This window comes from Bartonella sp. AA18HLJMS, assembly GCF_042197245.1.
Classification (GTDB): Bacteria; Pseudomonadota; Alphaproteobacteria; order Rhizobiales; family Rhizobiaceae; genus Bartonella.
The window spans coordinates 15,093-40,243 of record NZ_JBHIRP010000006.1; the positions used below are offsets into that span (position 1 = coordinate 15,093).

Annotated in this window: 21 protein-coding genes and 1 tRNA gene; 12 read left to right on the forward strand and 10 right to left on the reverse strand. The window is 34.8% G+C overall.

Annotation, left to right across the window (positions count from 1 at the left end; genetic code table 11):
- Positions 1 to 31 precede the first annotated feature (31 nt).
- Complete coding sequence (locus ACFINW_RS04850) at positions 32 to 1,252, forward strand: MFS transporter (protein WP_375629975.1); 1,221 nt, start codon at positions 32 to 34, stop codon at positions 1,250 to 1,252.
- Between the two features lie 869 nt (positions 1,253 to 2,121).
- Here ACFINW_RS04850 and carA read toward each other — a convergent pair.
- Positions 2,122 to 3,318, reverse strand: a complete 1,197-nt coding sequence (gene carA, locus ACFINW_RS04855) for a glutamine-hydrolyzing carbamoyl-phosphate synthase small subunit (RefSeq protein WP_375673849.1) — start codon at positions 3,316 to 3,318, stop codon at positions 2,122 to 2,124.
- Positions 3,319 to 3,553: 235 nt separating this feature from the next.
- Here carA and ACFINW_RS04860 point away from each other — a divergent pair, with 235 nt between their 5' ends.
- Positions 3,554 to 4,051, forward strand: a complete 498-nt coding sequence (locus tag ACFINW_RS04860; RefSeq protein ID WP_375611965.1) for a GatB/YqeY domain-containing protein — start codon at positions 3,554 to 3,556, stop codon at positions 4,049 to 4,051.
- 678 nt (positions 4,052 to 4,729) lie between these two features.
- Here ACFINW_RS04860 and ubiC read toward each other — a convergent pair.
- The 4 genes from ubiC to ACFINW_RS04880 form a co-directional block, all read right to left on the reverse strand.
- Positions 4,730 to 5,236 (reverse strand): chorismate lyase, encoded by a 507-nt coding sequence (gene ubiC / locus ACFINW_RS04865; RefSeq protein WP_375640832.1) that lies wholly within the window; start codon positions 5,234 to 5,236, stop codon positions 4,730 to 4,732.
- 1,157 nt (positions 5,237 to 6,393) lie between these two features.
- Positions 6,394 to 6,645 carry a GlsB/YeaQ/YmgE family stress response membrane protein gene (locus ACFINW_RS04870; RefSeq protein WP_375611967.1) on the reverse strand — a complete coding sequence of 84 codons (252 nt, stop codon included), beginning with the start codon at positions 6,643 to 6,645 and terminating at the stop codon, positions 6,394 to 6,396.
- Between the two features lie 857 nt (positions 6,646 to 7,502).
- Complete coding sequence (locus tag ACFINW_RS04875) at positions 7,503 to 9,194, reverse strand: Na/Pi cotransporter family protein (RefSeq protein ID WP_375611968.1); 1,692 nt, start codon at positions 9,192 to 9,194, stop codon at positions 7,503 to 7,505.
- 69 nt (positions 9,195 to 9,263) lie between these two features.
- Positions 9,264 to 10,481, reverse strand: coding sequence for a mechanosensitive ion channel family protein (locus ACFINW_RS04880; protein WP_375673851.1), 1,218 nt, complete (start codon positions 10,479 to 10,481; stop codon positions 9,264 to 9,266).
- A gap of 134 nt (positions 10,482 to 10,615) precedes the next feature.
- On the opposite strand from ACFINW_RS04880, the gene dnaG reads away from it, so the two are divergent.
- The 3 genes from dnaG (at position 10,616) to ACFINW_RS04895 (ending at position 16,032) form a co-directional block, all read left to right on the forward strand.
- Positions 10,616 to 12,553: a DNA primase gene (gene dnaG / locus ACFINW_RS04885; RefSeq protein ID WP_375673853.1), complete on the forward strand. Its 1,938-nt coding sequence runs from the start codon at positions 10,616 to 10,618 to the stop codon at positions 12,551 to 12,553.
- Positions 12,554 to 12,943: 390 nt separating this feature from the next.
- Positions 12,944 to 14,959, forward strand: a complete 2,016-nt coding sequence (gene rpoD / locus ACFINW_RS04890; protein ID WP_375611971.1) for an RNA polymerase sigma factor RpoD — start codon at positions 12,944 to 12,946, stop codon at positions 14,957 to 14,959.
- 611 nt (positions 14,960 to 15,570) lie between these two features.
- Positions 15,571 to 16,032 carry a YcgN family cysteine cluster protein gene (locus ACFINW_RS04895; RefSeq protein WP_375621379.1) on the forward strand — a complete coding sequence of 154 codons (462 nt, stop codon included), beginning with the start codon at positions 15,571 to 15,573 and terminating at the stop codon, positions 16,030 to 16,032.
- Between the two features lie 29 nt (positions 16,033 to 16,061).
- Here ACFINW_RS04895 and ACFINW_RS04900 read toward each other — a convergent pair whose 3' ends face one another.
- On the reverse strand, positions 16,062 to 16,805 hold the full coding sequence (locus ACFINW_RS04900) for an SIMPL domain-containing protein (protein WP_375621378.1): 744 nt from the start codon (positions 16,803 to 16,805) through the stop codon (positions 16,062 to 16,064).
- Positions 16,806 to 16,975: 170 nt separating this feature from the next.
- Between ACFINW_RS04900 and ACFINW_RS04905 the strand changes: the two genes are divergently transcribed.
- Both ACFINW_RS04905 and ACFINW_RS04910 read left to right on the forward strand, forming a co-directional pair.
- Positions 16,976 to 17,052: transfer RNA gene (locus ACFINW_RS04905), tRNA-Ile, on the forward strand.
- 1,697 nt (positions 17,053 to 18,749) lie between these two features.
- Positions 18,750 to 18,932 (forward strand): hypothetical protein, encoded by a 183-nt coding sequence (locus tag ACFINW_RS04910; protein WP_375611974.1) that lies wholly within the window; start codon positions 18,750 to 18,752, stop codon positions 18,930 to 18,932.
- Here ACFINW_RS04910 and ACFINW_RS04915 read toward each other — a convergent pair.
- Positions 18,856 to 19,170, reverse strand: coding sequence for a helix-turn-helix domain-containing protein (locus tag ACFINW_RS04915; protein WP_007347852.1), 315 nt, complete (start codon positions 19,168 to 19,170; stop codon positions 18,856 to 18,858). The genes ACFINW_RS04910 and ACFINW_RS04915 overlap by 77 nt on opposite strands.
- 610 nt (positions 19,171 to 19,780) lie before the next feature.
- On the opposite strand from ACFINW_RS04915, the gene ACFINW_RS04920 reads away from it, so the two are divergent.
- From ACFINW_RS04920 to ACFINW_RS04935, 4 genes are all read left to right on the forward strand, one after another.
- Positions 19,781 to 19,906 (forward strand): hypothetical protein, encoded by a 126-nt coding sequence (locus tag ACFINW_RS04920; RefSeq protein WP_375611975.1) that lies wholly within the window; start codon positions 19,781 to 19,783, stop codon positions 19,904 to 19,906.
- A gap of 15 nt (positions 19,907 to 19,921) precedes the next feature.
- Positions 19,922 to 20,176 carry a hypothetical protein gene (locus ACFINW_RS04925; protein WP_375629965.1) on the forward strand — a complete coding sequence of 85 codons (255 nt, stop codon included), beginning with the start codon at positions 19,922 to 19,924 and terminating at the stop codon, positions 20,174 to 20,176.
- Between the two features lie 305 nt (positions 20,177 to 20,481).
- Positions 20,482 to 20,793, forward strand: a complete 312-nt coding sequence (locus ACFINW_RS04930) for a hypothetical protein (protein ID WP_375611977.1) — start codon at positions 20,482 to 20,484, stop codon at positions 20,791 to 20,793.
- Positions 20,794 to 20,845: 52 nt separating this feature from the next.
- Positions 20,846 to 21,016, forward strand: coding sequence for a hypothetical protein (locus tag ACFINW_RS04935; RefSeq protein ID WP_375621377.1), 171 nt, complete (start codon positions 20,846 to 20,848; stop codon positions 21,014 to 21,016).
- A gap of 530 nt (positions 21,017 to 21,546) precedes the next feature.
- On the opposite strand, the gene ACFINW_RS04940 is transcribed toward ACFINW_RS04935, so the two are convergent.
- Positions 21,547 to 21,726 carry a DUF1508 domain-containing protein gene (locus tag ACFINW_RS04940; RefSeq protein WP_142416545.1) on the reverse strand — a complete coding sequence of 60 codons (180 nt, stop codon included), beginning with the start codon at positions 21,724 to 21,726 and terminating at the stop codon, positions 21,547 to 21,549.
- A 388-nt stretch (positions 21,727 to 22,114) separates the two neighbouring features.
- Positions 22,115 to 22,654 carry a helix-turn-helix domain-containing protein gene (locus ACFINW_RS04945; RefSeq protein WP_375611979.1) on the reverse strand — a complete coding sequence of 180 codons (540 nt, stop codon included), beginning with the start codon at positions 22,652 to 22,654 and terminating at the stop codon, positions 22,115 to 22,117.
- 357 nt (positions 22,655 to 23,011) lie between these two features.
- Here ACFINW_RS04945 and ACFINW_RS04950 point away from each other — a divergent pair, with 357 nt between their 5' ends.
- Entirely contained in the window at positions 23,012 to 24,064 is a 1,053-nt protein-coding gene (locus ACFINW_RS04950) for a DUF475 domain-containing protein (RefSeq protein WP_375613357.1), read from the forward strand.
- Between the two features lie 449 nt (positions 24,065 to 24,513).
- Here ACFINW_RS04950 and pncA read toward each other — a convergent pair whose 3' ends face one another.
- Positions 24,514 to 25,122, reverse strand: coding sequence for a bifunctional nicotinamidase/pyrazinamidase (pncA, locus tag ACFINW_RS04955; RefSeq protein ID WP_375621374.1), 609 nt, complete (start codon positions 25,120 to 25,122; stop codon positions 24,514 to 24,516).
- Positions 25,123 to 25,151 lie beyond the last annotated feature (29 nt).

Here is a 25,151-nt window from a genome sequence, read left to right on the forward strand (position 1 = left end):
GTCATTGTATGCGTAAAATAGTGTGTATGTTATGCAAGACCAAATGCTCAATCCGAAATTTGTTCAGCGTGGGCTCATTTTAGTGTTCATCACTTTATTGTTAGATATTCTTTGTATTGCGATCATTTGTCCTGTTTTGCCTGAATATTTTTCTCAATTAACTGGAAAAGAGGTCAGTACATCTTTTGTAGAAAGAGGAAAATTACTTGCAGCTTATTCAGTGATGCAGTTTTTGTTTGCTCCTGTTATTGGCAATCTCTCTGATCGTTATGGTCGTCGTCCTATTTTGCTTCTCTCTATTATTTGCTTTGCTCTTGATAATCTCATATGTGCTATAGCATGGAGCTATTCTATGTTATTTATCGGGCGTCTTTTGTCAGGGATAAGTGGCGCTAGTTTTGCAACTTGTACAGCTTATCTTGCGGATATATCTGATGATAAAACCCGTACACGCAATTTTGGTCTGTTAGGCATTGCATCCGCATTGGGGGTTATTTTAGGATCGTTTATTGGTGGTTTTTTAGGTCAGTTTGGTCCGCGTATTCCGTTTTATTTTGCTGTTGGTGTTTCACTCATTAATTTTATTTTTTCTTGGGTTATGCTTCCAGAAACCCTTTCTTTATGGAATAGGCGCTTTTTTGATATTAAGCGGGCAAATCCCTTAGGTGCTTTTTGGCATCTGAAACAATACCCGATGGTTCTTTGGGTGTTATTGGTCTTTTTTCTTTATTGGTTTGCGGAATCTGTATGGTTAAGCATTTGGGCTTTCATTGCAAAAGAACGCTATGATTGGAGTTCTTTTTCTATTGGACTCTCCTATAGTGTTTTTGGGATAGGCCAATTTATTGTAGTCGCTCTCATTTTGCCTTATTTTTCTAAACGATGGAGTGATTGGCATATTGTTATAGTAGGGCTTTTGTTTGCCTCTGTTGCTATGCTGGGTTATACATTTGCGACGCAGGGGTGGATGGTTTATATGGTTTGTGTGTGTACTATGCTTGAGTATCTTGTTCATGCACCTATACGTGCTATTGCTTCAGCGCAGGTACCGACAAATGTACAAGGAGAACTGCAAGGAGCGATGACATCTGTTATTTCGTTGAGTTTAACATTTGGTTCTGTTTTTTATGTGTTTCTTTTTGAATGTTTTACAGATAAAAATGCACTGTTTTATTTTTCTGGTGCTCCTTTTGTTGGAGGCTTTTTTCTTCTTGTTGTTGCGACAGTTATTTTTGTCTTGCGGGTACGTTAATTTGTTGAGAGGGGCTGGTACGTACTATTTTGCTAGAGAATGCACAAGATAAACAAAATGTATCATTTTATAGGCAGAAAGTTTTTTGTGATATTTGTTTCACAAAGTGTTGTATAGAATATCGATATATCCTTCTCATTTAGTGAAAATAATTTTTTTATTTTGTGATATTGTTTGTATAGGGGAGACCGTATTTTTTCTATTGCTTGCAAATTAATATCCAGTGCTAATGTAGCAGCATATTGAAAAAAAAGATTAAAACGTATCTGAGTTAGATGTATCAGTATTGTATGAACAATTCCAAATTTTATATGGCAAATTGGAAGTAAAATATTGCTTATATTTGTTGGCATCATTTCTGGAATCGAAAGAAAACCTCATTTTGGAAGAATATAAAGTTGTAAAATTGAAAAGATGTTTTCTGTTTTGCGATTACTTTTTTATTCGACTTTACAGTTTTCAAAACCATCTACGGCAATATCTTTTAAAAAGTAGAGATTTGTTGCACTGTCTTACACTTTAATTTTTTTATTCTTTAGGAGGGATTATGTTTCTCATGCACAATAGAATGCTTAAAATTATATTGTGAATCAAATGCTTATTTGAATATTAGGCACTTTACTCTTTTTAAAAATGGTTTTTATCGACCCACTTATCTTGCTTGGGGGGAGAAGCCAATGATTTTGATGGATACGACCTTAAGAGGAGAGGAATGAGAAAAATTTAAGCTATTCAGAGCGCTCTTTTTAGTTTCAGAATGATCAATAAGAATATTTATTCAATAAGTTGTAGGTATAAAAATAATATAATTGTGCGTAGGAAGATGATATAATTTAAAGGAGAGAAGCTAAAAGGTGAGGCTTTTTATTTTAAGATATTTTTTTATAATTCATAATGAGATCACTAAAATGCTGAAAGAGGTAGTGGCTATCTTGTGGTCCCGGAGAAGCTTCAGGGTGATATTGAACAGAAAAAACAGGTTTTCCAATGATTCGAATACCACAGTTTGAGCCATCAAAGAGAGAAATATGTGTTTCTTGAACATGTTGTGGTAAAGAGGAAGAATCTACGGCAAAACCGTGATTCATCGATACAATCTCAACTTTTCCAGTGTTAAGGTCTTTAACTGGGTGGTTGGCACCATGATGTCCTTGGTGCATTTTCACGGTCTTTGCACCAACCGTAAGAGCGAGAAGTTGATGACCAAGACATATTCCAAAAATTGGTAAATTATAATCAATTAATGTTTTGATTGTTGGAATGGCATATTGAGCCGTAGCTGCGGGGTCTCCTGGTCCATTAGAAAGAAAAACGCCATCAGGGTTCATTGCCAGAATTTCTTTTGCAGTTGTGTGGGCAGGCACAACAGTAATGCGGGCTTTTTGTGTTGCCATAAGGCGAAGAATATTACGTTTAATACCGTAGTCAATTGCAATGATATGAAGATTGTGCACATTGTTTGTACCGTATCCTTTATTCCAACTCCATGGTTTTTCATCCCATTGCATTGATGATTGAGATGTCACATCTTTCGTAAGGTCAAGATTGACAAGACCTTGCCATTTTTGCGCACGTTTCTTTAAAGAAGGAATATCAAAATTTCCATTAGCATCATGTGCAATGACAGCATTTTGTGCACCTTTTTCACGAATAAGAATTGTGAGTGCACGTGTATCAATACCACAAAGTGCAATAATTTTACGCGTTTTAAGCCATTGATTAAGATTTTCATTGGATCGATAATTTGAGGGATGTGTAATGTCTGCCTTGAAAATAGCGCCAACAGCACCATGACAATTGAGAGGAGAGAGATCTTCAATATCTTCGCTATTTGCCCCTACATTTCCTATATGAGGAAAAGTAAAATTAACGATTTGTTGTGTGTATGACGGGTCTGTGAGGATTTCTTCATAGCCTGTGATGGCGGTGTTAAAACACACTTCAGCTTCAGCGATACCTGTAGCACCTGCTCCTTTGCCTTTAATAACGGTTCCATCTGCTAAGACTAAGAGGGCTGTAGGTTTTTTGATACTCCAAGGGTAGCTGGGTGAAGTCGCTTGTATCATAGTATGTATCCACAATTTATTCTAAAGGTATGATGGCTTATTCTCTGAAAGGTATAATGATCAACTTTACACAAAAATCATACCTTTAACAGATGCTGTGTATATTATTCTGGTAACGTTTCGCTTGAAATAGGCAGTATAAGTACATTCCATGAAGAGGTAAAGTCTTGTTTTAGCTTTTCGAAGATCGAGTCCTTAATTATTTTTTTATTCTCCATTGCAAGATGGATAAAGATTGGTTAAAAGGCATCTTCTTCTTGAACAAAAATTGGATAAATTTATGTTGCGTAACCAGATTGATGGGGCTCTTAGGGCTGCTTTGAAAGCGCAAGATAGTGCGCGTCTTGCTACACTTCGTTTAATGAATGCTGCAGTTAGGGATCGTGATATTCTTTATTATGATGAAGGGAAGCTAGAAGTGGATGATCAGCAGATACAGTCTGTTTTCACTAAAATGCTTCAACAGCGTGAAGAATTGATGCGAGCCTATAAAGAGTCTGGTTGCTTGGAATTGGCAGAGAGAGGACAAGCAGAAATAGAAGTTATTCGTGAGTTTCTTCCCTATCAACTTAAGGAGATGGAAGTAGAACAGGTTCTTTGTGAAGCTTTGGCACAAACAAAGGCAGAAAAATTACGCGATATCGGTAAGGTGATGGCATGGCTTAAGGAACGGTATGCGGGGCAAATGAATTTTTCTAAAGTGTGCAATAGTCTTCGTCAAAAATTGCAATAGATCTTGTTAATTCAAGGGGATTGGAAAATATTTTTTATTGTGCGTCGCCTTTGTAAGTCAGTAGGATGTTGATAAATATCATTTATTTTTTATATACATACTATTATCAAAAAAATATTTTTTTGATATCAACGAAATTTTTTTGGCTCTTATAGAGCAATAAACATTCTTTTAAGTATTATATTTTTCTGTTCTTCAAAGCTGTTAGACCATTAAAAAACAAAAAGGTTATAGAGTTTTTACTTTTTAAAAAAAATCTATTATTCGCACTGTTAAAAATTTTTAAACAGGATGATTAAGTTAATTGATACAGATTTCCAATTTTGGCGAGTGTATTATTGTCTTTTTTGCTGTTTCAAAGCATTTGTTTGATAAAGAGTTACCGTATTTTAGAGTAGTGATTATTCAGCAAGAAATTTAAATATAGATGGTTTTATCAATATGGTGTGTATCTTTTTAATTCAAGTGCTGGTTTTAATGATAAGAAAATCAGAATTTTAGAACGTTTTTTCTAGGGAAGAGATTTTTTAAGCTGAGTTGATGAAATAAAAGGATATTTTGAAAAGAAATCTTTGTTTTTAATGTGTTCTTGAGATAATTTTGAAATTCTTTTCTCTGATTAAATCCCTTATAAGCTATATGAAATCTATAAGTTATGCAGAATAAAATGAGTAACCTCTATTTGTGGGGATACAGTGGTGAATCTGTTAAAAATAGTTCAGTTAGCAACAATGGCTTACCCGTTAACCGCAAACGGGAACGGCGTGCCCATAGCGCACCTTGTTGACCAATATGAATGTAATCGCGGGTTAATTTGTCATTGTTAAATAAATAATGTCCTAGAGGTACAGTTCCCAAATGCATCAAGGCTTGATTGTGTAGGAGGGTTTCTTGTGGAATTACAGTGCGTCCAAGGAGCCAAGGTTTATTATCTCCCATTAATATGATTTCGCGTAGCCAATAACGCGCATTTTCGGGGAGATGCTCTGCTTCTTCTGTTAATTTATCTTGCGTAATAAAACATTCGCGTTGTGGTTGAACTTGGAGGCAGGTACAATATTTCTTTAATCGAAGCGTCATCGAGCCCGATTCCATGAGCCAATCGCGAACGTTTTCTGGTATTGGAGGATTTTGATCAGAGAACCACGTTAGAGGCGGTAAGATGGAATCTTCAAGATCAGACATCGCTTTACTCCACAGCTAAAGTCTTATTCCATATGTTATGTTGGGTTAAATAGATAGCTCTATTGTAATACAAGGAGTATAAAAGCAGCAAGATTTTAACAGGAAGATATCAAAGGGAAAATCGAAAGCAAAGGTCTTTAAAAGAAGATATGCAGGAAGTATATATTATAGGATTTTTTCATTTAAAAAAGCAAAATAAAGTATTATGTTTTGTTCAAAGCGCTTTCACAATGCATTACGGAAATTTCTTTATCGCATGAGAGCAATGGGAAAAATGTTTCGTGCTTTAAAATTCGTTTGTAACGCATATAAAGAAGAGCTAAAAATTCATCTATGCAAGATGATATAAAGAGGAAATTTTAAGAGGAACAAAACTTTATTTTATACTTTAGAAAGTGAAGAGATATTCAAATCTTTTGAATTGAGATGTAAAGGAGATCGTATTCTTTATAATAAAGAAGTTTATATTAATGCATATATTTTTGCAAACTCTAAAATATATTATATTATTAAAATTTTGAAATATTACATCACATAATTTGTATTAATTTTATAATAAATTTGCATTAATATTATTAATTTTTACTTATATATTTTATTATTAAAAATAAATTTAAAAAAACACATTATAATTTAATTTTTATATTTATTTTAGATACTATTTTCTTTCATAGATTAGAAAAAAATATTTATCATTTTATTCTTGCCGTCTCTCTTTATTTCTTAAGAATGTAAAAAAGCGCTTCGAGTTTTTCGGTAAAAAGGGTATTGTTGATAGAGTGTATAGGTGTTAAGCATTATACGGTAAAATCTTTAATCATCGTTAGTGATTTTTGTAACCTTATGAATTGTTATTACAGTGAGATATGCTGGATTTGCGCACGTGGTACAAAAATCAGTTCGTATTTTGTTAAAATAACGCAACATATCTCTCCTCTGATATGCGTAAGTTTATATAGGTATGAAATGGTGCGTTATAAAGTTCTTTACTGCATTTGGTTTTATAATACGGTGATGGTGTATGCCTAAAATCACAGCTTAAGCATCTCACCATCATATCAAAATTGGTAACAACAAGTTACAGGGGAATATTTTAAACTCTGCTCGTTGTTTCCTAGTTTTGTATTGAATCCCAAAAGGTGTAAAAAATAAATACTCTATGATCGAATTTTTTGTCCTATCCATATAAGAATACAGGCTCCTATAAAACCTGAAATAAGATAGCCAAGCCAACCAGCAAAACTTACACCTAAAAGACTAAAAAGAAAGCTTGCTAGTGCAGCGCCAATAATCCCTAAGATAATATTTAACAATATTCCTGTTTGGCTTTTCATAATATACTGTGCTGCCCAACCTGCAATCCCGCCGATAATAATAGCAGCAATCCAACCGATGTTTGCATTTTCCATGATACCCTCCTTTGCCTGAATTTAAATTGTAACTAGAGTAAACTTTGTAAAAATCAAGGTTTATTCCTTTTTTAACCAGTGGAAAGGATATTTCTTTTAGATATTTTACTTATTACTTTCCTTTATATAAAAATAATATTCACATTTATATCATAATAATACTTAATAAGTATAAATATACAACATATTTTAATTTATAAATAAATTAATTAATTGATAAATATGAATAAAAGAAGAAAATATTAGTAGAAATGTTCTAAGAACTCATAAAGTGTATTTATAAGCTTTTTAAATCTCTCTCTTAAATTAAAAAAACAATTGTGATTAAAGCAATAAGTAAAATGGATATTTAAAAGTTTGGAGCTTGCCAATTGATATCAATGATGTTTGAAATGAAAACTGTTTCGTTGATACGTTATAGCATGGCTGTATAGGTTGAACCTCTACCAATCTTGATATAAATGTTGCATTTTTGTGGGGTTTTGTATTTCTTATAGAGTATTTCTGTTTCGCTGCTACTGTGAAGCGGTTCCCTTTTTACAAGGCGGGTTTAGGTTGGAACTATCATACTCTTGACCTACTCTTTATGTGTTTAACAGTCTTGGCTTTGAGATGGTTAGGCATTTTTACATCTTTCTTCAAGAGTTCTATTCTACATGCTGCTTTGTTTGTAATGTGCAAGCAAATGACTTTGAGCAAATCATCATGAATAGATTTTAAATGAAAGAAACTTACGATGAAGAAAGCTCATTTAAATTGTCGAATAATAAGATATTATTGATTAGATCAATATCTTGACCATATTCAAAATTGAATAATCGATGTGATGTGTGTTTTATTCAAGTTATTTGAAAAGTTTAAGTTTTTTCTGCTTGTTCTTCAGCAGGGTTGCGTAGACGAGAACTTTGAAGAAGTCCCTGTTCTTCTAAAATGGGGTAGATCATTGAGGTCAAAAGAGAGTTGATTTGTTTAAGGTCGCGCACAGTGTCGAGATGAAGACTGGATGATTCTACATTTTTGAGATCCCCTTCACGCAGACGTTTAAAATGTTTTAAACTCATTTCTTTTTCTAAGTTTCGTAGCTGATCTTTTTTTTGTACCAATAGGTGTGCAGTGTGTGTATCACGTGAGACGAGAACGTTAAATGCTATATGCGCGTTGGCTAGTACAATGGCGTGGAAACGAAGGAGGTCACTCCAGCCCTCGCTGCTGAACTGTAAACCTTTTTGTTGTTTCTTTTTAACCAGCATCAACATATTATGAATAATGATATCGCCTGCTTGGTCTAATTTTATACAGGCACCTAGAAGTTCTTGCGTTTGAAGAGCTTCTTCGTCAGATAATTTTTGTCCCGCTAATCGTGCAAGATAAAGTTTGATGGCGATATGTTTTTTGTCCAATATGGTGTTGAGTTGGTTGAGTTCACGAATAATATTGGGATCAGGCTTTTCATAAAGTCCCATAATTTTTTCTAGCATGATGTCTACAAGATCACAAATATGAATGACTTCACGCATGACATTCGAGAGGGCGAGAGTTGGGCGATCAAGAACACTGTCATCAAGAGCTGTTTGATCGGATAAATTGAGTGTTTTGTCGGCTTGCATTTTTTTTGCACTTATATTCACGATCTGAGTGGTTAATTTTAAAACCCATTTTGAAAGCGGTATTCCAGCAAGGAGAATGAAAACATTAAAAATGATATGGGCGTTGATTACTTGAGTAGGGGCGTTATTGCCAAGCCATGTGATGGGAGGGTGAAAGGAGAGAAATAAGATAAGTATAAGGATTGACCCTGCCCCACGCATGAGTAAATTTCCTAAGGGAACGAGGCGGGTATTAGGAGAGGCGTTGCGCGTTAAAAGTGGTGCTATAAGAGAAGAGCCAAAGTTGACGCCAAGAACCATGACAACACAGAGTTGCGTATGGATAAGATCGTAGTTGGCAAAATTGACCAGCAAAATGATTCCTGCAATGGATGAATGTAAGAGGTAGGTTAAGCCAGCAGCCAACAAAAAAGTGGAAATAGGATCGGTTGAAAGATAACGAATGATGCTAGGTAAAATTTCGCTTTCACGTAAAGGTTCTGTCGCGGTACTTATCATCTCTAAAGATAAAATCAAAAGACCAATACCGATGACAATACGTCCTATTTGACGCCATTCACGTTTTTCTGTTGTCATGAAGATACAAGTGCCAATTAAAAGACACAAGGGTACAACAAGAGTGAGGTCATAGGTGAGAATTTTTACAACGATTGCTGATCCTAATTCTCCTCCACGTACAGCCATAAGTCCTGCTACTCCAGAGACAAAACCAGATTCAACGAAAGAGCCAACGAGGAGTGTTATTGCTGTAGAGCTTTGTAAAATCATTGCTGTAAAAAGTCCAAAACTTACGGCAAACAATGGTTTTGAAACGACGTGGCACATTTTATATTTAAGTCTGTCACCATAGGCGCGTTCAACTCCTGTGCGCACCATGCGTGTGGCCCAGAGAAGTAAAGAAATAGCGCCGGCAAGATGAAGGAGTACCAATGAACCATTCATGATACTTTATTCTTTCTTTGTTGTTGTGAATGTGGTTGCCTCAAATTAATAAATTGAAGTTTATTGTTTTTATTTCACTTTTGCTTTTAATACTTGATTAAAATCATAACCGCTTGGATTTTGAAAAACCTTTAGACCGAAACAGGGCAGAATGGAATAAAGGTGATCAAAGATATCGCCTTGAATTTGTTCATAGTCGATCCAAACGGTGGTGTTCGTAAAGCAATAGATTTCTAAGGGTAAACCATTTTCTGTAGGAGGTAATTGTCGTGCCATATAGGTCATATTAGGGTTGATGTTTAGATGCTGTTGTAGATAAGCAAAAACATAAGCACGAAAAGTTCCAATGTTGGTTAAACGGCGCGTATTGGCTAAGACATCATGATTTTTATCTAATTGAGCATTCCATTGATCAATTTCTGCTACTTTTTGTGTGAAATAATTTTCTAATAAATTAAATCGGGAAAGATATTTTTGTTCTTCTTTTGTGAGAAAATGGATACTTGATTGATCAATAAAAAGAGAGCGTTTGATGCGTCTGCCACCCGATTCTTGCATTCCACGCCAATTTTTAAAAGGGTCGGTCACAAGTTTACGGATAGGAACTGAGGTGATGGTGTTGTCGAAATTTTGAACTTTAACAGTATGCAAGGCAATTTCAATAACATCACCATCGGCACCGAGATTGGGGATTTCAATCCAATCCCCAACACGAACCATATCAGTGGATGAAATTTGAATACCGGCAACGAGAGAAAGAAGCGTATCTTGAAAAATTAACATGAGAACCGCGGCCATTGCACCAAGACCGGAGAAGAGAATAAGAGGGGAGCGGTCAATCAATGTAGCGACCATTAAAATTGTTGCAACAGCAAAAAGTGCAATTTTAGCAATTTGAATATAACCTTTTATTGGTTTTAGTCGTGCTGTTGGTCGTTGTTCGTAAAGGATGTTAATGACATTGAGACAGGAAGAAATTGTCAGGACGACAAAGAAGATAATGAAGGCGTTGGCAACATTACTGATGACAGTGCTAAATGCATCGGGCAATGTTGAGATAAAATTAACACCAATTGAAAGAATAAAAGCTGAAATGATATCCGCTATGTATTGAATAGCATTATTAATATCGATCGTTGTATTTTGGGGGAGAAAAGAAGAGAGTTTTTTTGCTCCGTGAATAAGTAATTTTCGTCCTAGAAAGTTCACTAAAAGGGCAGCTATAGTAAGAATAACAAGCCAAGAAATAGCCTCTAACCACGGATATTGAGCAATAAATTCGATCACTTTTTATTCTCCATTTCTAAAAATATATGCAGTTGAGGGTTTAAAATTTTACAACTGCTTAAGAGGAAGTATTGGAATTATGCTCTAAAGTCGTTAAATATGCAAAAAAGAATTTTCAAACTCTGTGAGAGATAATGCGTTTTCCGCCCGATTTCCTTAATGAATTGCGTACGAGACTCCCAATTTCAACAGTGATTGGGCAACGGGTGGATTTTGATCCTCGAAAAAGTAAGCCTTCACGGGGAGACTTTTGGTGTTGTTGTCCATTTCATGGTGAAAAAACGCCAAGTTTTCATTGTGATGATCATAAAGGGCGCTATTATTGTTTTGGTTGTGGTGTAAGTGGAGATATTTTTACCTTTTTGTGTGAGCTTGATGGATTGCACTTTTCAGAAAGTGTAGAGCGTTTGGCTGATTTTGCGGGAATAAAACTCCCTATTTTGGATTCACAAAGTCATAAACGTCAACTGGAAAAAGCTGACCTTTATGATGTGATGAAAATTGCTACAGATTTTTTTCAATATAATTTACGCGATAAAGAAGGTACGCAAGCACGTCGTTATCTGGATGCACGTGGTGTTACACCAGAGCTTGTAGAGCGTTTCCGCATTGGTTTTGCACCGGTAAGGCGTACAGCTTTGAAAGAAGCTTTGAGTGCACGGGGCATTTCAATAAAGCAAATGGAAGAATGTGGGCTTCTCTCAGTGTATGAGGAGAGCGCAGATTCTTATGACCGATTTAGAAATCGCATTATGTTTCCTATCGAAGATTTGCGCGGACGTGTGGTGGCTTTCGGAGGGCGTGCATTAGAGAAAGAGACACGAGCAAAATATCTCAATAGCCCTGAAACAGTGCTGTTTCATAAAGGAAATATACTTTATAACGCGGCAGCAGCTCGCAAAAATAGTCGCTTTGTTGGCGATGAAAAAATTCATTCACTCCTTGTTGTTGAGGGGTATATGGATGTCATTGCATTGACTAAAGCTGGTTTTGAAGGAGTTGTAGCACCCTTAGGGACAGCATTAACGGAAGCGCAAATTGAGCTTTTATGGCAGATGGGGAAGGAACCTATTTTGTGTTTTGATGGTGATGATGCTGGTTTAAAAGCTGCTTTTCGTGTTGCTGATCGTGTGTTGCCTCTTTTAAAGGCTGGGGTTTGTGTACGCTTTGTTTTGTTGCCACAAGGGAAAGATCCTGATGAAATTGTTTGTGCTGGTGGAGCTCAGCTTTTTTCTTCTTTTTTGCAAAAAGCTATTCCTTTGAGTGAGCTTTTATGGTGGCGTGCTACCTATGGAAAGCATTTTGAAATTCCAGAGGCACGAGCAGCGCTAGAAAAACAACTAAAACAACAAATTTTTACGATTAAGGATGAAGATGTCCGTCGTTATTATTTGCAAGATGTAAAAAAACGCCTTTTTGATTTTTTTCGTCCCTCTTTTTCAAAACAAAAGGGGGAAGGGCGATATGGTCAATCTTCACCAAATAGGACCTTTAAAGATCAAACCTTTTCTCTGTTAGCAAATTCTGAAATAGTACGAAATTCTTCGCAATCTATCCCTTTGCGTGAAGCAGTGATTTTACTCACTTTAGCTTACAATCCTGAGTTGTGGTATGAAAATTTTGAAATTCTTTCTGAGTTAGAATTAAAAAATACTCAATTGATAATTTTTCATCAAGCTATGTTGGAAATTCTTGGGGACCAACAGCTTCATGATAAAGAGACGATGGTTGCGTTCTTAGAAAAAAGAGGGCAAAAGGCTCTGTTAGAGCGTATGAAACATCTTGTGCAAAATATTGGTATGCGTATTATTCTTGGTGGAGCCCCTATAGAAGATGCGCGTGCTATATTAAAACAAGCTGTCTACTTGCATCTTCAAGAACACCACCTACATAAGAGGTTACAGGATATTGAAGAGCAACTTGTAGAAAATCCTAAGAGTGAGGTTTTTGATCTGCTTCGTGAGGTAAAAAATGAGCTGGAGCAGATGCAGGCAACAGAAGCGTTAATTGAAGGATTTGGAAGTTGGTTGGATGAAAAAATAGACGGGAATACACAAGATACGATAAAATGATTCGCTTTTTTAATGCGAATCAGTCACTTAAATTTTAGATGAGGAAGTTTATGTGGAGTGACATTTTTATAAAGATGACAATTAAATTTTAGGAAAAGCGGGTAAATTTTAGGAAAAGCGGGAAATTGGTTCTTACGATAGGGTGCAGAGATTATCTCAGAAGGGCTGAGAGGTGTCGGGGAAACTTCTGGAGTTTTCCCGCGTTTTTGTCTGGATGTCAAGTTTGTCTGGATGTCAGGGCGTATACAAAATGTATTCTTTCCAATGGTAATCTCTTAACAGGAAGTATATATGAGTAACTATTGGTAGATTTTAGTGAGAACAAAAAAACTGGTCACATGGAAACTATGGTTACATGGAAACTGTGAAGTGATCGAGTGGAGTTATGGTATGGCAACAAAGGTTAAACAGAAAGATAATGCAGAAGTAACAAACCAAGCGAGTTTGGATAGTCCTCTTCTTGATTTTTCTGATGATGCCATCAAGAAAATGATTAAACTTGCCAAAAAAAATGGTTACGTAACAATGGATGAACTCAATGCTGTTCTTCCTTCTGACGAGGTTACATCCGAACAAATTGAAGATATCTTGGCGATGTTCTCTGAGATGGGGGTTAATGTTGTGGATGATGAGGATGAAGTCGAGTCTGAAAATTATGAAGAAGAAGTTACGGTAGAGGGGGGTGATTTAGTAGAAGCCTCTAGCCACGCAATTGCAACGACAACGAATAAACGCGAAGTAACAGATCGTACGGATGATCCGGTGCGTATGTATTTGCGTGAGATGGGAGCTGTTGAGCTTCTTTCGCGGGAAGGCGAAATTGCCATTGCTAAGCGTATTGAAGCAGGGCGTGAGACAATGATTGCAGGACTTTGTGAGAGTCCTTTGACTTTTCAGGCTCTTATTATCTGGCGTGACGAGTTAAAAGAGCAGCGTATTCTTCTTCGTGAAATTATTGATCTTGAAACGACTTATGCTGGTCCAGAAGCAAAGCAGGCTCCTGTTATTGAGCGAAGTGAAGTTGATAAGACCGTAGAAGAAAAAATGTCTTCTGGTATACGTAATATGGGGGAGAGCGCAGGAGAGAGAAACATTGAAGACGATGATGAAGAGGACGAGGACGATGTTAACTTATCGCTTGCTGCAATGGAAAATGAACTTTGTCCTCAAGTTATGGAAACATTGGATTTTATTGCTCAAACCTATGTAAAATTACGAAAATTACAAGATCAGCATGTTGAAAGCAGTTTGGCAGAGCGTAAAGAGGGGGCCCTTACATCTTCTCAGAAGAAGAAATATATTCAATTAAAGGGTGAGTTGATTCAAGCAGTAAAATCTCTTTCTTTAAACCAAAATCGTATCGAAGCTTTGGTTGAACAGCTTTATGACATTAATAAGAGATTGATTCATAATGAAGGTAAGCTGAAACGGATTGCCAATAGCTATGGCATTGGCCATGAGGATTTTTTAAAAGAATACCAAGGGCGTGAATTGGACGCAGATTGGATGAATTATATTGCTGCTTTGCCTACACCTGGTTGGAAAGAGTTTTCGGTGCGTGAAGCAAAAGAAATCCAAAAACTGCGAAGTGAGATACAAAATCTTGCGCAAGAAACGGCTATTTCGATTGGTGAATTTCGTCGGATTGTTATGCAGGTGCAGAAAGGTGAACGCGAATCAACAATTGCAAAAAAAGAGATGGTAGAATCTAATTTGCGTCTTGTCATTTCAATTGCAAAAAAATACACTAATCGTGGTTTGCAGTTTCTTGATCTTATTCAAGAGGGTAATATCGGTTTGATGAAGGCTGTGGATAAGTTTGAATATCGGCGCGGCTACAAATTTTCAACTTATGCAACATGGTGGATTCGTCAAGCTATTACACGTTCAATTGCTGATCAGGCACGTACAATTCGTATTCCTGTTCATATGATTGAAACAATTAATAAAATCGTTCGTACCTCGCGTCAGATTCTCCATGAAATTGGACGAGAACCAACACCAGAAGAATTATCTAGCAAGCTTTCTATGCCGTTAGAAAAAGTACGAAAAGTTCTTAAAATTGCAAAAGAACCTATTTCTCTCGAAACGCCTGTTGGTGATGAAGATGATTCCCATTTGGGTGATTTTATTGAGGATAGGAATGCGTTATTACCAATTGATGCAGCTATCCAAGCTAATCTGCGAGATACGACAACACGCGTTCTTGCTTCATTAACACCACGAGAAGAACGTGTTTTGCGGATGCGTTTTGGAATAGGGATGAATACCGATCACACATTGGAAGAAGTGGGACAGCAGTTCTCAGTTACAAGAGAGCGTATTCGTCAAATTGAAGCAAAGGCACTTCGTAAATTAAAACATCCTAGCCGTTCACGAAAATTGCGCAGTTTTCTCGATTCTTAAATAAAAGAATTCGTGTGCATTTTAATAACTCCCTCTTTCTTCCTAATGAAGGGGGGAGGTGCTTCATGTTGTACTTGGATGCTTTCTTGAGAAAAACATAGGAAGAATTTGAACAATCTAGAAAGTTTTCGATGTTTAATGTTTTTCTTAGTTTTGGGGCTTTATACTTCTCTGTCTCAAAAGAATAGATATAGGGCAAAGGGTGGTTATGGAGTAGAGAGTAGGGGGGCTTTCAAGAAATGAACGATAAAAACATTACCTTGCGTATAGCGCGGCTCGTTTTTAAGAAATGAGATCTATTAGGAATAAACTTATATTGCAACATACGGACTTTTTGATGAAAAATGTATATTCTTTGCGGAATTTTTCTATCATTTTAGGTGACGCATTTTATTCTTCGTTAAGTTTACAAAGAGATGTTTCAATAGGTTATGTTCATTTATATGCGCTATTTTTGAATATTCTCTTTTTATTCAGATAGCTTTTAAGAACATGGTTTAAAGTATACATTAAGTTGAATCTTTTTAAGAGACAGAAATAGATAAAATTATAGAAATTAAACGTTTCATTTTTTATAGATCGTCTTAATTAAAAAAGGTGTGTCTGAGTTTATGAGTGGAGAACTTCCCTTTTGGAAAGTAAAAAAATTAGAAGAGATTTCCATTTCTGAGTGGGAGAGCCTTTGTGATGGCTGTGGCTGTTGTTGTCTCCATAAAGTTGAGGACGATGATACGGGTGACCTTTATGCAACCAGTATTGCTTGTCGTCTTTTAGATGGGGAAACCTGCAGGTGTCGAGATTATGCTCATCGTAAATCAATTGTACCAGATTGTATATCGCTAGATATTACGACAGTTAAAACAGTGCGTTGGCTCCCAGAAAGTTGTGCTTATAGATTAATTTATGAGGGAAAAGATCTTCATTGGTGGCATCCATTGGTATCAGGGGATTGTCAGACGGTACATACAGCGCATATTTCTGCACGCGGACAAATAGAGATTTACGAAGACGAATTATTATCTGAGGAAGATTATCTTTATCACATTACTGGTCTTCTACGTGAAGGCCAGTAATATGATTTTTTATACAACTTGTTTGTGACTTAATCGATCGCAAAGACTACAGTGACGCTCACGTTATAATTTAATTCACCACCTGCAAAATTTGTATTTGCGTAGCTTACATCTGCTGCTCTACTCATGAGACGTGGTGTTGGGTGATAGTAATCATCCTTTTCATTGATTTCAATAATTTTTCCTAATTTTAAATCGGCTGCTTGCGCTATCGTTTGCGCTTTTTCAATGGCTTCAGTAATGGCTTTTTTACGTGCTGCTTGATAAAATGGCTTTGTATCTGCGTTGGTAAAAGTAATGCCGTTAACTGAATTAACACCTAGTGTCATCGCTTGATCAAAGATTTTACCAGCATTGGTAAGATCACGAATGCGCACGGTTAAAGAATTTGAAACATGATAGAGTTTTTCATTATTCTTTTTTTCGTGGTGTTTATCAGAGGTCGACTGATAAATGGATAAGCCTGATGTTTGCAAATCATTTGCTTGGATGCCATTGTTTTTAAAAGCGTTTATAATATCATTGATGGATTGATTATTGGAAGCTAATGCCTTTTGGGCAGTTTTGTCATAGGTAACAACGGCTAGATTAATAATGGCCATATCCGGTGTTGCTTGACTTTCTCCGATTGCTGTCACTGTAATCGTTGCATTTTTCATTTTATTTTCTTCAGCATAAGCACGTACAGTCAACGATGTGGCTAAGAGTGTAAATGCTAATATAACTGTTTTAACCCGAGAACTCTTCAGTGGTTGAATTTTCTTTTCTATCATATCTATACCTTTATATTTGTCAGTTAATTATTCTCTCATTTTTAAGAGTTTTTGTAAAGAAATTAGAGCACTGAAAAAAAAACCAATAGAAAAGAGAAAAAGATGGGTTATAATCTTTGTCAGCTCTTGTATCATAGGGCATTTTAGTTTAGAGAGAAACAACCTATTTAGGGCCTGTAGCTCAATTGGTTAGAGCCAGCGGCTCATAACCGCTTGGTTGGGGGTTCGAGTCCCTCCGGGCCCACCAATAGGGAAATGTACAATAGAAAAATGGATCGCTTATATAAAAGTTTTGAGATTCTACCTTTTTCGTTTTTTATTTATTTTCCTGTTTGTTTTAGAAGCTTTTGGTCGTTGTTTGTTGCAGTTTTGTCTCTCAGTCGCTTTAATATGATGGTATGTTTTCTTAGTCTCATCAAAGAAGTTCTCTCATTTGCAACCTTTTAGCATTTGGATTAACTGATATGGGTCGCTATTTACTTTCTTAATTCATATACTGTTTTGTACTTTTTCTATATGGTGTTCTTCATAAAATAGAAGGCTAAAAGCTTCATTGGATAAGTTTATTTATACTTGTTCTGCAAATAAACAGACCTCAATAAAACCAATTTTAAAGATTGTACCTTTTCAGAACAAATGGCTCAAAAAACATTTAGTGTAAATTTGCTTTTTTCTAAGTGATGTTAATGTCTTTTAGACGTTCGAATAGCATCATTGTGATGAAAGGTTAGTGTATAAGAGAATGTGATCTATGGGCATTCATATGTATCATGGGGGCAACGATGATAACATTTGTTGATATTTTCTTTTTCTCAAGAAAGGAATTCTATTTAATATTTTGAGAAATATTGTTCATAGTGACGGTGGCGTGTTTTCTGAAAAGAATTTTATTAATTGTTCTTTGAAAAGTCAATTGAGTGATTGTTTCTATCGCTTTGCATCATCCAGATTCTATTGTAATAAGCATTTTATTATTCTGTAAGAAATGTTTTCTATGATATTGGAAAATTTGTTAAAATGCCATTTTCTGTTTTTGTGTATTTTTTGCTTAATGTTTAAATTATAGAGTTTTCATGTGATCCGAATTATTATTGAAGAGCAGATGTCTTTTTTGATTTTACTCTGATAAGGAATTGGCAATATTGCGGTAACCCTAGCACTTTTTTGTATTGCTAACATTTTTCTCGTATTGATCGTATAGAGAGTTTTATCTTTATTATGAGTTTTTTCTCTTATGAAAAATTATTGGCAGGGAGGGTGTTTTTTTGGAAAAGTATACTTCTTCTTCAAAGTCATACTTTGAAAATATAATTCTTCATTTGCATAAGGGGATTTCTCTCTTGTTGTAAATCTGTATAAAATTTACGTACAAAGATTGTGCGTGATGATTCGTTTTATTTTTTAATAGTATCATTTTTGCTTATGATAGAGACTTATATTAGTATTTACAAGGTGCGTTTAGAGGAGAGGTTACCTGTAAATGTGTTACAGAGTTTTAGGTAGTGTGGCTCTGTTTATAAGAATTTATTCCTATAACATTGTTATATTCTTGCTTTGCAATATTGTTAAAAAAACATAGATGGTGCTATGTAGAATAAATTGTGATGTATTTTTTTCAAAAAAGCTTTTTCGTGTTCTCTTATATAGAGTTCAGGAGTGTCTTCAGGGATATTTTCACATTAGTTTTTATTGGTCCGAATCGCAAGATCTGCGTAACATTATTCGCGTTTTTGATAGATTATACCAATTTTCATAAGAAGGTCTGGATCGTGTGATGCTTTCTGTTTCACTATGGTACATGACTAATAGAACTTCATCTGATTTTGTAAAATAAGTTTGTACACAATTGCTTCCATACTGCCTATTGCAAATATTTTTTTCTAAGGTATGAGATATATTTTGAACGCTTTAGCGTTATATAGTGTGACTACATGGAGTATGACTATGAAGAATGATAAAAAATTTGAAACAACTTTATCTGATATTATTGTGAAATGGGAGTCTTTATCGACGTCTCAAAAGCAAGCGATATTGGATAAAGTAGAAAATGCTACAGATTCTGCTCATTCAACAGAACATTTAAGGCTTCAATCTTCTTTTTATCTCCAGACGAAATCAAAGTTATGAGTTTTAAGTCTTCATCGGAGATGTTGAAACCAGTTATTACATATATGGCACTAGCATTTCCCAGTGTATTCAAAATAGCCATGAGTTTATCTACAGAAGGTCTCTTGCCTCCATTTATCATTTGTTGGACGTAATTTTGTCCACAGCCTGCAGCTCTGCTTATTTCAATCATTGTTCGTCCGTCACTTTTTATCAATTCAACTAAGCGTTGGAACCAATCTTTTTCAGTCTTTGTCATTTTTAGACCTTTACATATTTACGCTATAGCGTTAATATTGCGTTGCGAATCCAGAATATATGATACAAGGAGCGTGAAAATATCCATGTGTAGCTCTTCGCTAAGGAAGCATATAGAGTTGTTTTTAACTAATAACAAAATGTCCCCATACACTTTCAGATTCGAATCAATAAAAATGGTTGCTTAGTTCCACGGTTGTGAAAAAGTAAATGTGTATACCAGAAAGGGCGATACACACTCGTATGTTTATGAGATTTCACTATGATAGTATACGTAGCAGCATTATAAATCAAGATATACCCCAACATCAGAATTTGTAAAAAAAATTCTGCGTTGAGGTAGTGTGTGAATATAACGAAGCTTTAGAGCCTTAAGAGATAGGATAATGGCTGTAGAAAAAATGTAAATTGCATAGACAAAGAATACTGATTTCTTCTTTATTGTAATAAATTAGATCACTATCAGATGGTATATCGTATATATGCGTAAAAAAAATGGGAAATATCAAAAAAGTGATCTTGGATATTTTATTAAACAGGAAGGTAATCTGATCCACAAAGGTGGTTGTTTGGTAGAATTGTACATTCGATCAATGCCCTTATGGGGATGAATGTGTTTTTATGATGCTGCGGTTTATAATGAAGTCTGTGTTTATAATGATGTTGTTATTGATAACAATGCATTAACATATGGTTGTTTAGTGGTTCGTAAGAGTTCGCATGTTTATGAAAAATAAGAACTTTATCGTTATTTGAATATGAGTGGAGATGCATATGTTTATGCTAATGCGGTCTTTTTTGATCAAGTTTTGAATGCTCAATGTATTGAATTTTGTGGTGATACTCGTGATTTTAGAAAGGCTCGAGTTTATAATGATGCTTTAGTTTGTGGTGATGTAAAGATTTGTGGGAAGGCAAAATTTTACAGAAATGCTGTGCTTTGTGACACTGAAGATTTTTGTAATAATGAAAAACTTTTATATATAGCCGCATTCCACATGGCGTAAAAAGGAAGATAGGAACGATTTGGGCAAGGCTTGTATGATTGGATTGCGTCGTTAGTTTTATTTGACGTTCCTTATTTTTTGTATTTTGTGTCAATAAATATGTCGCAAATAATTGGTGTGAGTGTAGATTTAGCCGCTTTCAGAGATTTGTTTGCGTCATTTATCAATGCTTTAATGGAGAAAATAAGAACGCCGAGAGTGATTGTTCACACTTGGAACATGCGATTTATTGCATTCTTTTTTTGATTGAGGATGAAACAAATTGGTCAAGATGATCACTTGAGCGACAATTAAGGGAGATCCAAATGAGTGTAAACGAAATTTTATTGGGAGCAATGATTGTTGTTTTGTTGTGCAGCGGGGTTATATTTCGATTTTCTTTATATTATCGCAGTCAAGTGAAAATTTTAAAAGAGGAATCTAGAAGAATAAAGCATGAGTTTTTAAGAGATACTATGAAGATGACTGAAGAACGAGATAGGGCTATTAGAGAGCAAAGTATGGTGATTAAAAGACGCGACCAAGCAATTGAAAAACTGAAAAAACAAATTAAGCAATATGAAAAAAATGAAAAGAAATATAAAAAAATGCTTAAATCTGAAGATGATAAAGAGTGATTGTATTCATATTTTGCATTAAAGGGTTTGGAAATGTGTTAGGAAGATTGGAATGACGAGAGAGATAAACTTTAATGAAGCCAATTATGGTGCTGATGGAGAGATTGTATTGGAAGAGAATATTCAAGTTTACTCTGATTTTATGACAACATTTAAGTTTATAAGACAGAGCGTCGTTGATCATAAAATAAGAGTTTATGATGATAAACCAGTTTATAGGTAGGCTAGTTATTAAAAAGCGCGTCTATACAATCCAGCAATTTTATATTATTGCTGGAAACAGTTTTGCACGTTCTTTTTAGATGTAAGGTATAAATGCTACGATAGTTTCAGCTAATAGGTATAAAAAATTGCATGATAATAGAAAGAAAGAGATATTTGCTTTTTATGAAGATGAAATGGGTAAGTCAGTTATGATTATCAGATACAGAAGAGGAATATGAACGTAAAAGATATTAATATCTTGTAGAGTAAATATATTTCTCATTGATGATTTATCTTCTCTTCATGTGCGTTTATTTTTTATGAAAAATACAAAACTTAAGAGATTTTCTTTTTGATAAAGGCTATAGAGATTTGAGTATGATTGAAAATAAACATATAATCTGTAAGAATATGAATGTTCTTTGTGAGTGTCAGAAATAATACAAAAACTTCCTCTCATTGAGGGCAAATCAATCACTTTTCATTTGTCACAAAAGTAACTACCATACCATTATACAAAATAAACGCTTGTTTTAATGGTAAAGAATGTTAGGACTGTAGTTCTCTAATAAGAGCCTTATGTGTAATTTCTTTTATTTGCTCAATATTGATTAGGATATCTTGTTTTGTTGGATAACCTTTACTAGAAAAAGCAATTTTTTGTGCATCTCCTGAGATTAAACGCCAGTACCATTGATTGTGAACTCCTTGAAACACCTCAAAATACATGCTTCCCACCTCATAAAATAGCTGATAATTTTCAGGATAAATATTTAACTAATCCACTTGTAAACATTAATGTATGTCTCTCTAGGAAGTCGTCAATATATTCCCCTTAAATTTTCTGACCTTAAAAAATAATTTCTATGAGAGCTATTATTCTTTTAACAAGAAAAAAAATATTGTCAATAAGACATGAATGAGAATTTTATACTATAAAATTATTTTTTTTAATTTAAAGACACTATACTTTCATTTACAATGCAAATATTTTTCTGTCGTTACAGAAATAAAGTCTATAAATTATATAAAACTTCACCAGCATGGATAAAGTAAAAAATACTTTTTTCCATACTGGTGTTTAATCATTTCTTGCTTTTTCTTTTGAAATAGACGTTTATTGATTAGCTATAACCTCTTTTTGGGATACGCTTCGAATGAGTAAATCAATGAATAAGCTAAGGGTATAAGAATTGGCCATTTTAGCTTTCATATCGATAAGAGAGGTTGTAGTTTTAGGGTTAAAACCATTTGATAAACCTTGTCTTGACAAATATTGCTGCAATTTTTCATAAGAACTGTCGATTTTTTCTTGATTTAGTTTTTCGTTACGATCACTATCGGCAAGTGTTTCTTCCAGTCCTTCGATTTTTTTAATAAAATAATTCCAGTCAAAATCACCTTTTGTATATTCGGTGTCAAACATTTTTCCTTGTCCAGTTAAAAGCCAATTAATATTGACACCATATAACGTGCGGTATGTTTGTAAGACACTAAGATTGGGTTCTCTCTCTCCACGCTCATAAAAAGCAATGGAATTTTTTGTCATGCTAAAACTTTTAGCTAAGGTTTCACGTGATGGATCGCCTAAAGCAAGACGTACATAACGTAAACGTTTTCCAAATATGGTTTTTGATTCAGTTTCAGGACGTGCCACGAATTATCTCCCTCGGTAAATCATCATGGTATAAATCATTAAATAATAAAAGCACACTATGTATTAATATTCTATGATATAATGTCAATATTATAGCTTTAATTTCTTGTTTTTTTTTATTTGTGTAGATAGAAAGCAATCTTGCACTTATTGTATTGACAATTGATATTCACTTCAAAACAAAATTCCTTGTTGCTACATTTGTCTCTTGCTTTTTTTGAGAGAATTTTCATGTAATTTTACCATATATATTCTATACACCTCTGCATTAATAGATGCAACTTTAAAGAGATGCAAACTTTGGATTGGTACTGGGTGTGCTTAGATGAAGTAGAAAATAAACTTTGAGGAATGATCATGGCCCTATTACGCTATTTTGGGTTTGCTTTTTTTTTCACGATTATTGGTGTCTTTTTAGGAGGGGTTATTGGTTGGTTTGAAACGGAAAGTATTACTGGTTTTCTTAAATATTTTTTTATTTGCTTTGTTTTAGGAATTTTGGAAATTTCTTTATCTTTTGATAATTCTATTATCAATGCGCGTGTTCTTAGTAGAATGAGTCCATTGTGGCGTCGTCGTTTTCTTATATGGGGCATTTTGATAGCTGTATTTGGGATGAGAATTGTTTTTCCATTATTGGTGGTTGTCGTTGCTGTTGGGATTAATCCAATTGCGGCAGTCAAATTAGCGATATGGGAACCACATCGATATGCTGAAGTTTTAACCGATGCGCATATGGGGATTGCTGCTTTTGGAGGAACTTTCCTTATGATGGTTGGCTTAAAATATTTTTTTGATTCTGAAAAAGAAGTGCATTGGCTTAATGTTATAGAGAGACCTGCTCAAAAGTTTGGGGCGCTTGTTGGAATTGATATTGCAATTGTTTTGATTTTGATCTTATTTGTTTCAGCTCAGATTGATGCAGAAAATAAAATAACTTTTTTATTGGCAGCACTTTATGGACTTTTGACCTTTATCGGTGTTGAAGTTGTCGGTCATCTCTTGGATACTCCTCAAAAGACTTTAACAACAGTAGCTCACGGGGGAGTAGGGGCGTTTCTTTATTTAGAAGTTCTTGATGCTAGTTTTTCTTTCGATGGCGTGGTTGGTGCTTTTGCCTTTTCACACAACCTTTTTATTATTGCAATAGGTCTTGGTATCGGAGCATTTTACGTTCGTTCTATGACAATTATGTTGGTTGAATCAGGAACATTATTGCATTATCGTTATTTAGAGCATGGTGCTTTTTATGCAATTCTAGTTCTTGCAGTGATTATGTATCTGCAAACGATTATATCGGTTCCTGAAGTTTTAACAGGACTTGTGGGAGTCTGTATTATTGGAATGGCATTATATTCTTCGATTCGTTTTAAGCATCGTCAATTAGATAAACATGTTGTATCTAAGTAATGGAGATTTCTTCCTTTTTCACACTTTGTTTATCGCATATCTTTGAATAGAAAGAGGTCTTTTATGCAAAATAAAATACTATTTTATTGCTTATTTGCGTTTTTTTAAAGTTGAGTTCATTGCATGATACTACCCATGAAGCCAATAATGTACAATCTCTAGGATACTTTTTGACCTAAATATAAGATAGAAAGCTGATGTTATACTTTTTACCAGCTTTCAATATTATGACAAGCTCTTGCATTTAATGGGTCATAAGAAGCATTCTTACTGTTTTTTTGAATGATTTATTCATACATTGATTCTCTTTGTAACGTGTAAAAGAATGTTTTTGAAACAGGTTTGAAATGAGAGAATTTACGATATTCTGGACTCTTACTTAAATATGTGCAAAATGATTTATCCTTTATAAATCAGTGTATTATAATGGTAGATTAGAGAAGGATATTTTAAGAGACCATTAAAAGTTCTATACCGGCTTCGTTCATTGTTTTAAGCATAGTGTTTAGTGATCCGTTTACATCAATACCAGCACAGGCATTTAATGAAACACTGACTTTAAAACCGCATTGTATAGCGTGAAGAGCAGAAAATCCGACACAAAAATCAGTTGCTAAGCCACACATAATGAGCTTAGTAAAACCATGTTCTTTGAGATAAACTTGTAAACCTGTTGGTGTTTTTTGATCATTTTCAAGAAAAGCAGAATAGCTATCCATTTTTTGATTATAGCCTTTTCTAAGGATAAGTTGTGCCTTTTCTGCTCTAAGAGATGGATGGAATTCTGCTCCTTGTGTTCCTCGTATGCAATGATCAGGCCAAAGTATTTGAGGACCATAGTCAAGAATGACTGTATCATAGGGCTTTTTTTCAGGATAACAGGAAGCAAAGCTGCAATGGTTTTTGGGATGCCAGTCTTGGGTTAAGATAACGTGGTCAAAATGATTTATGAGATTATTGACGGCGGGTAAAATAGCATCACCTTGAGGTACGGCAAGTGCTCCACCTAGTAAGAAGTCATTTTGAACATCAATGACGATTAAGGCTTTTTTTTCCATAAATATATTCCTATACGAGATGAGCTTTT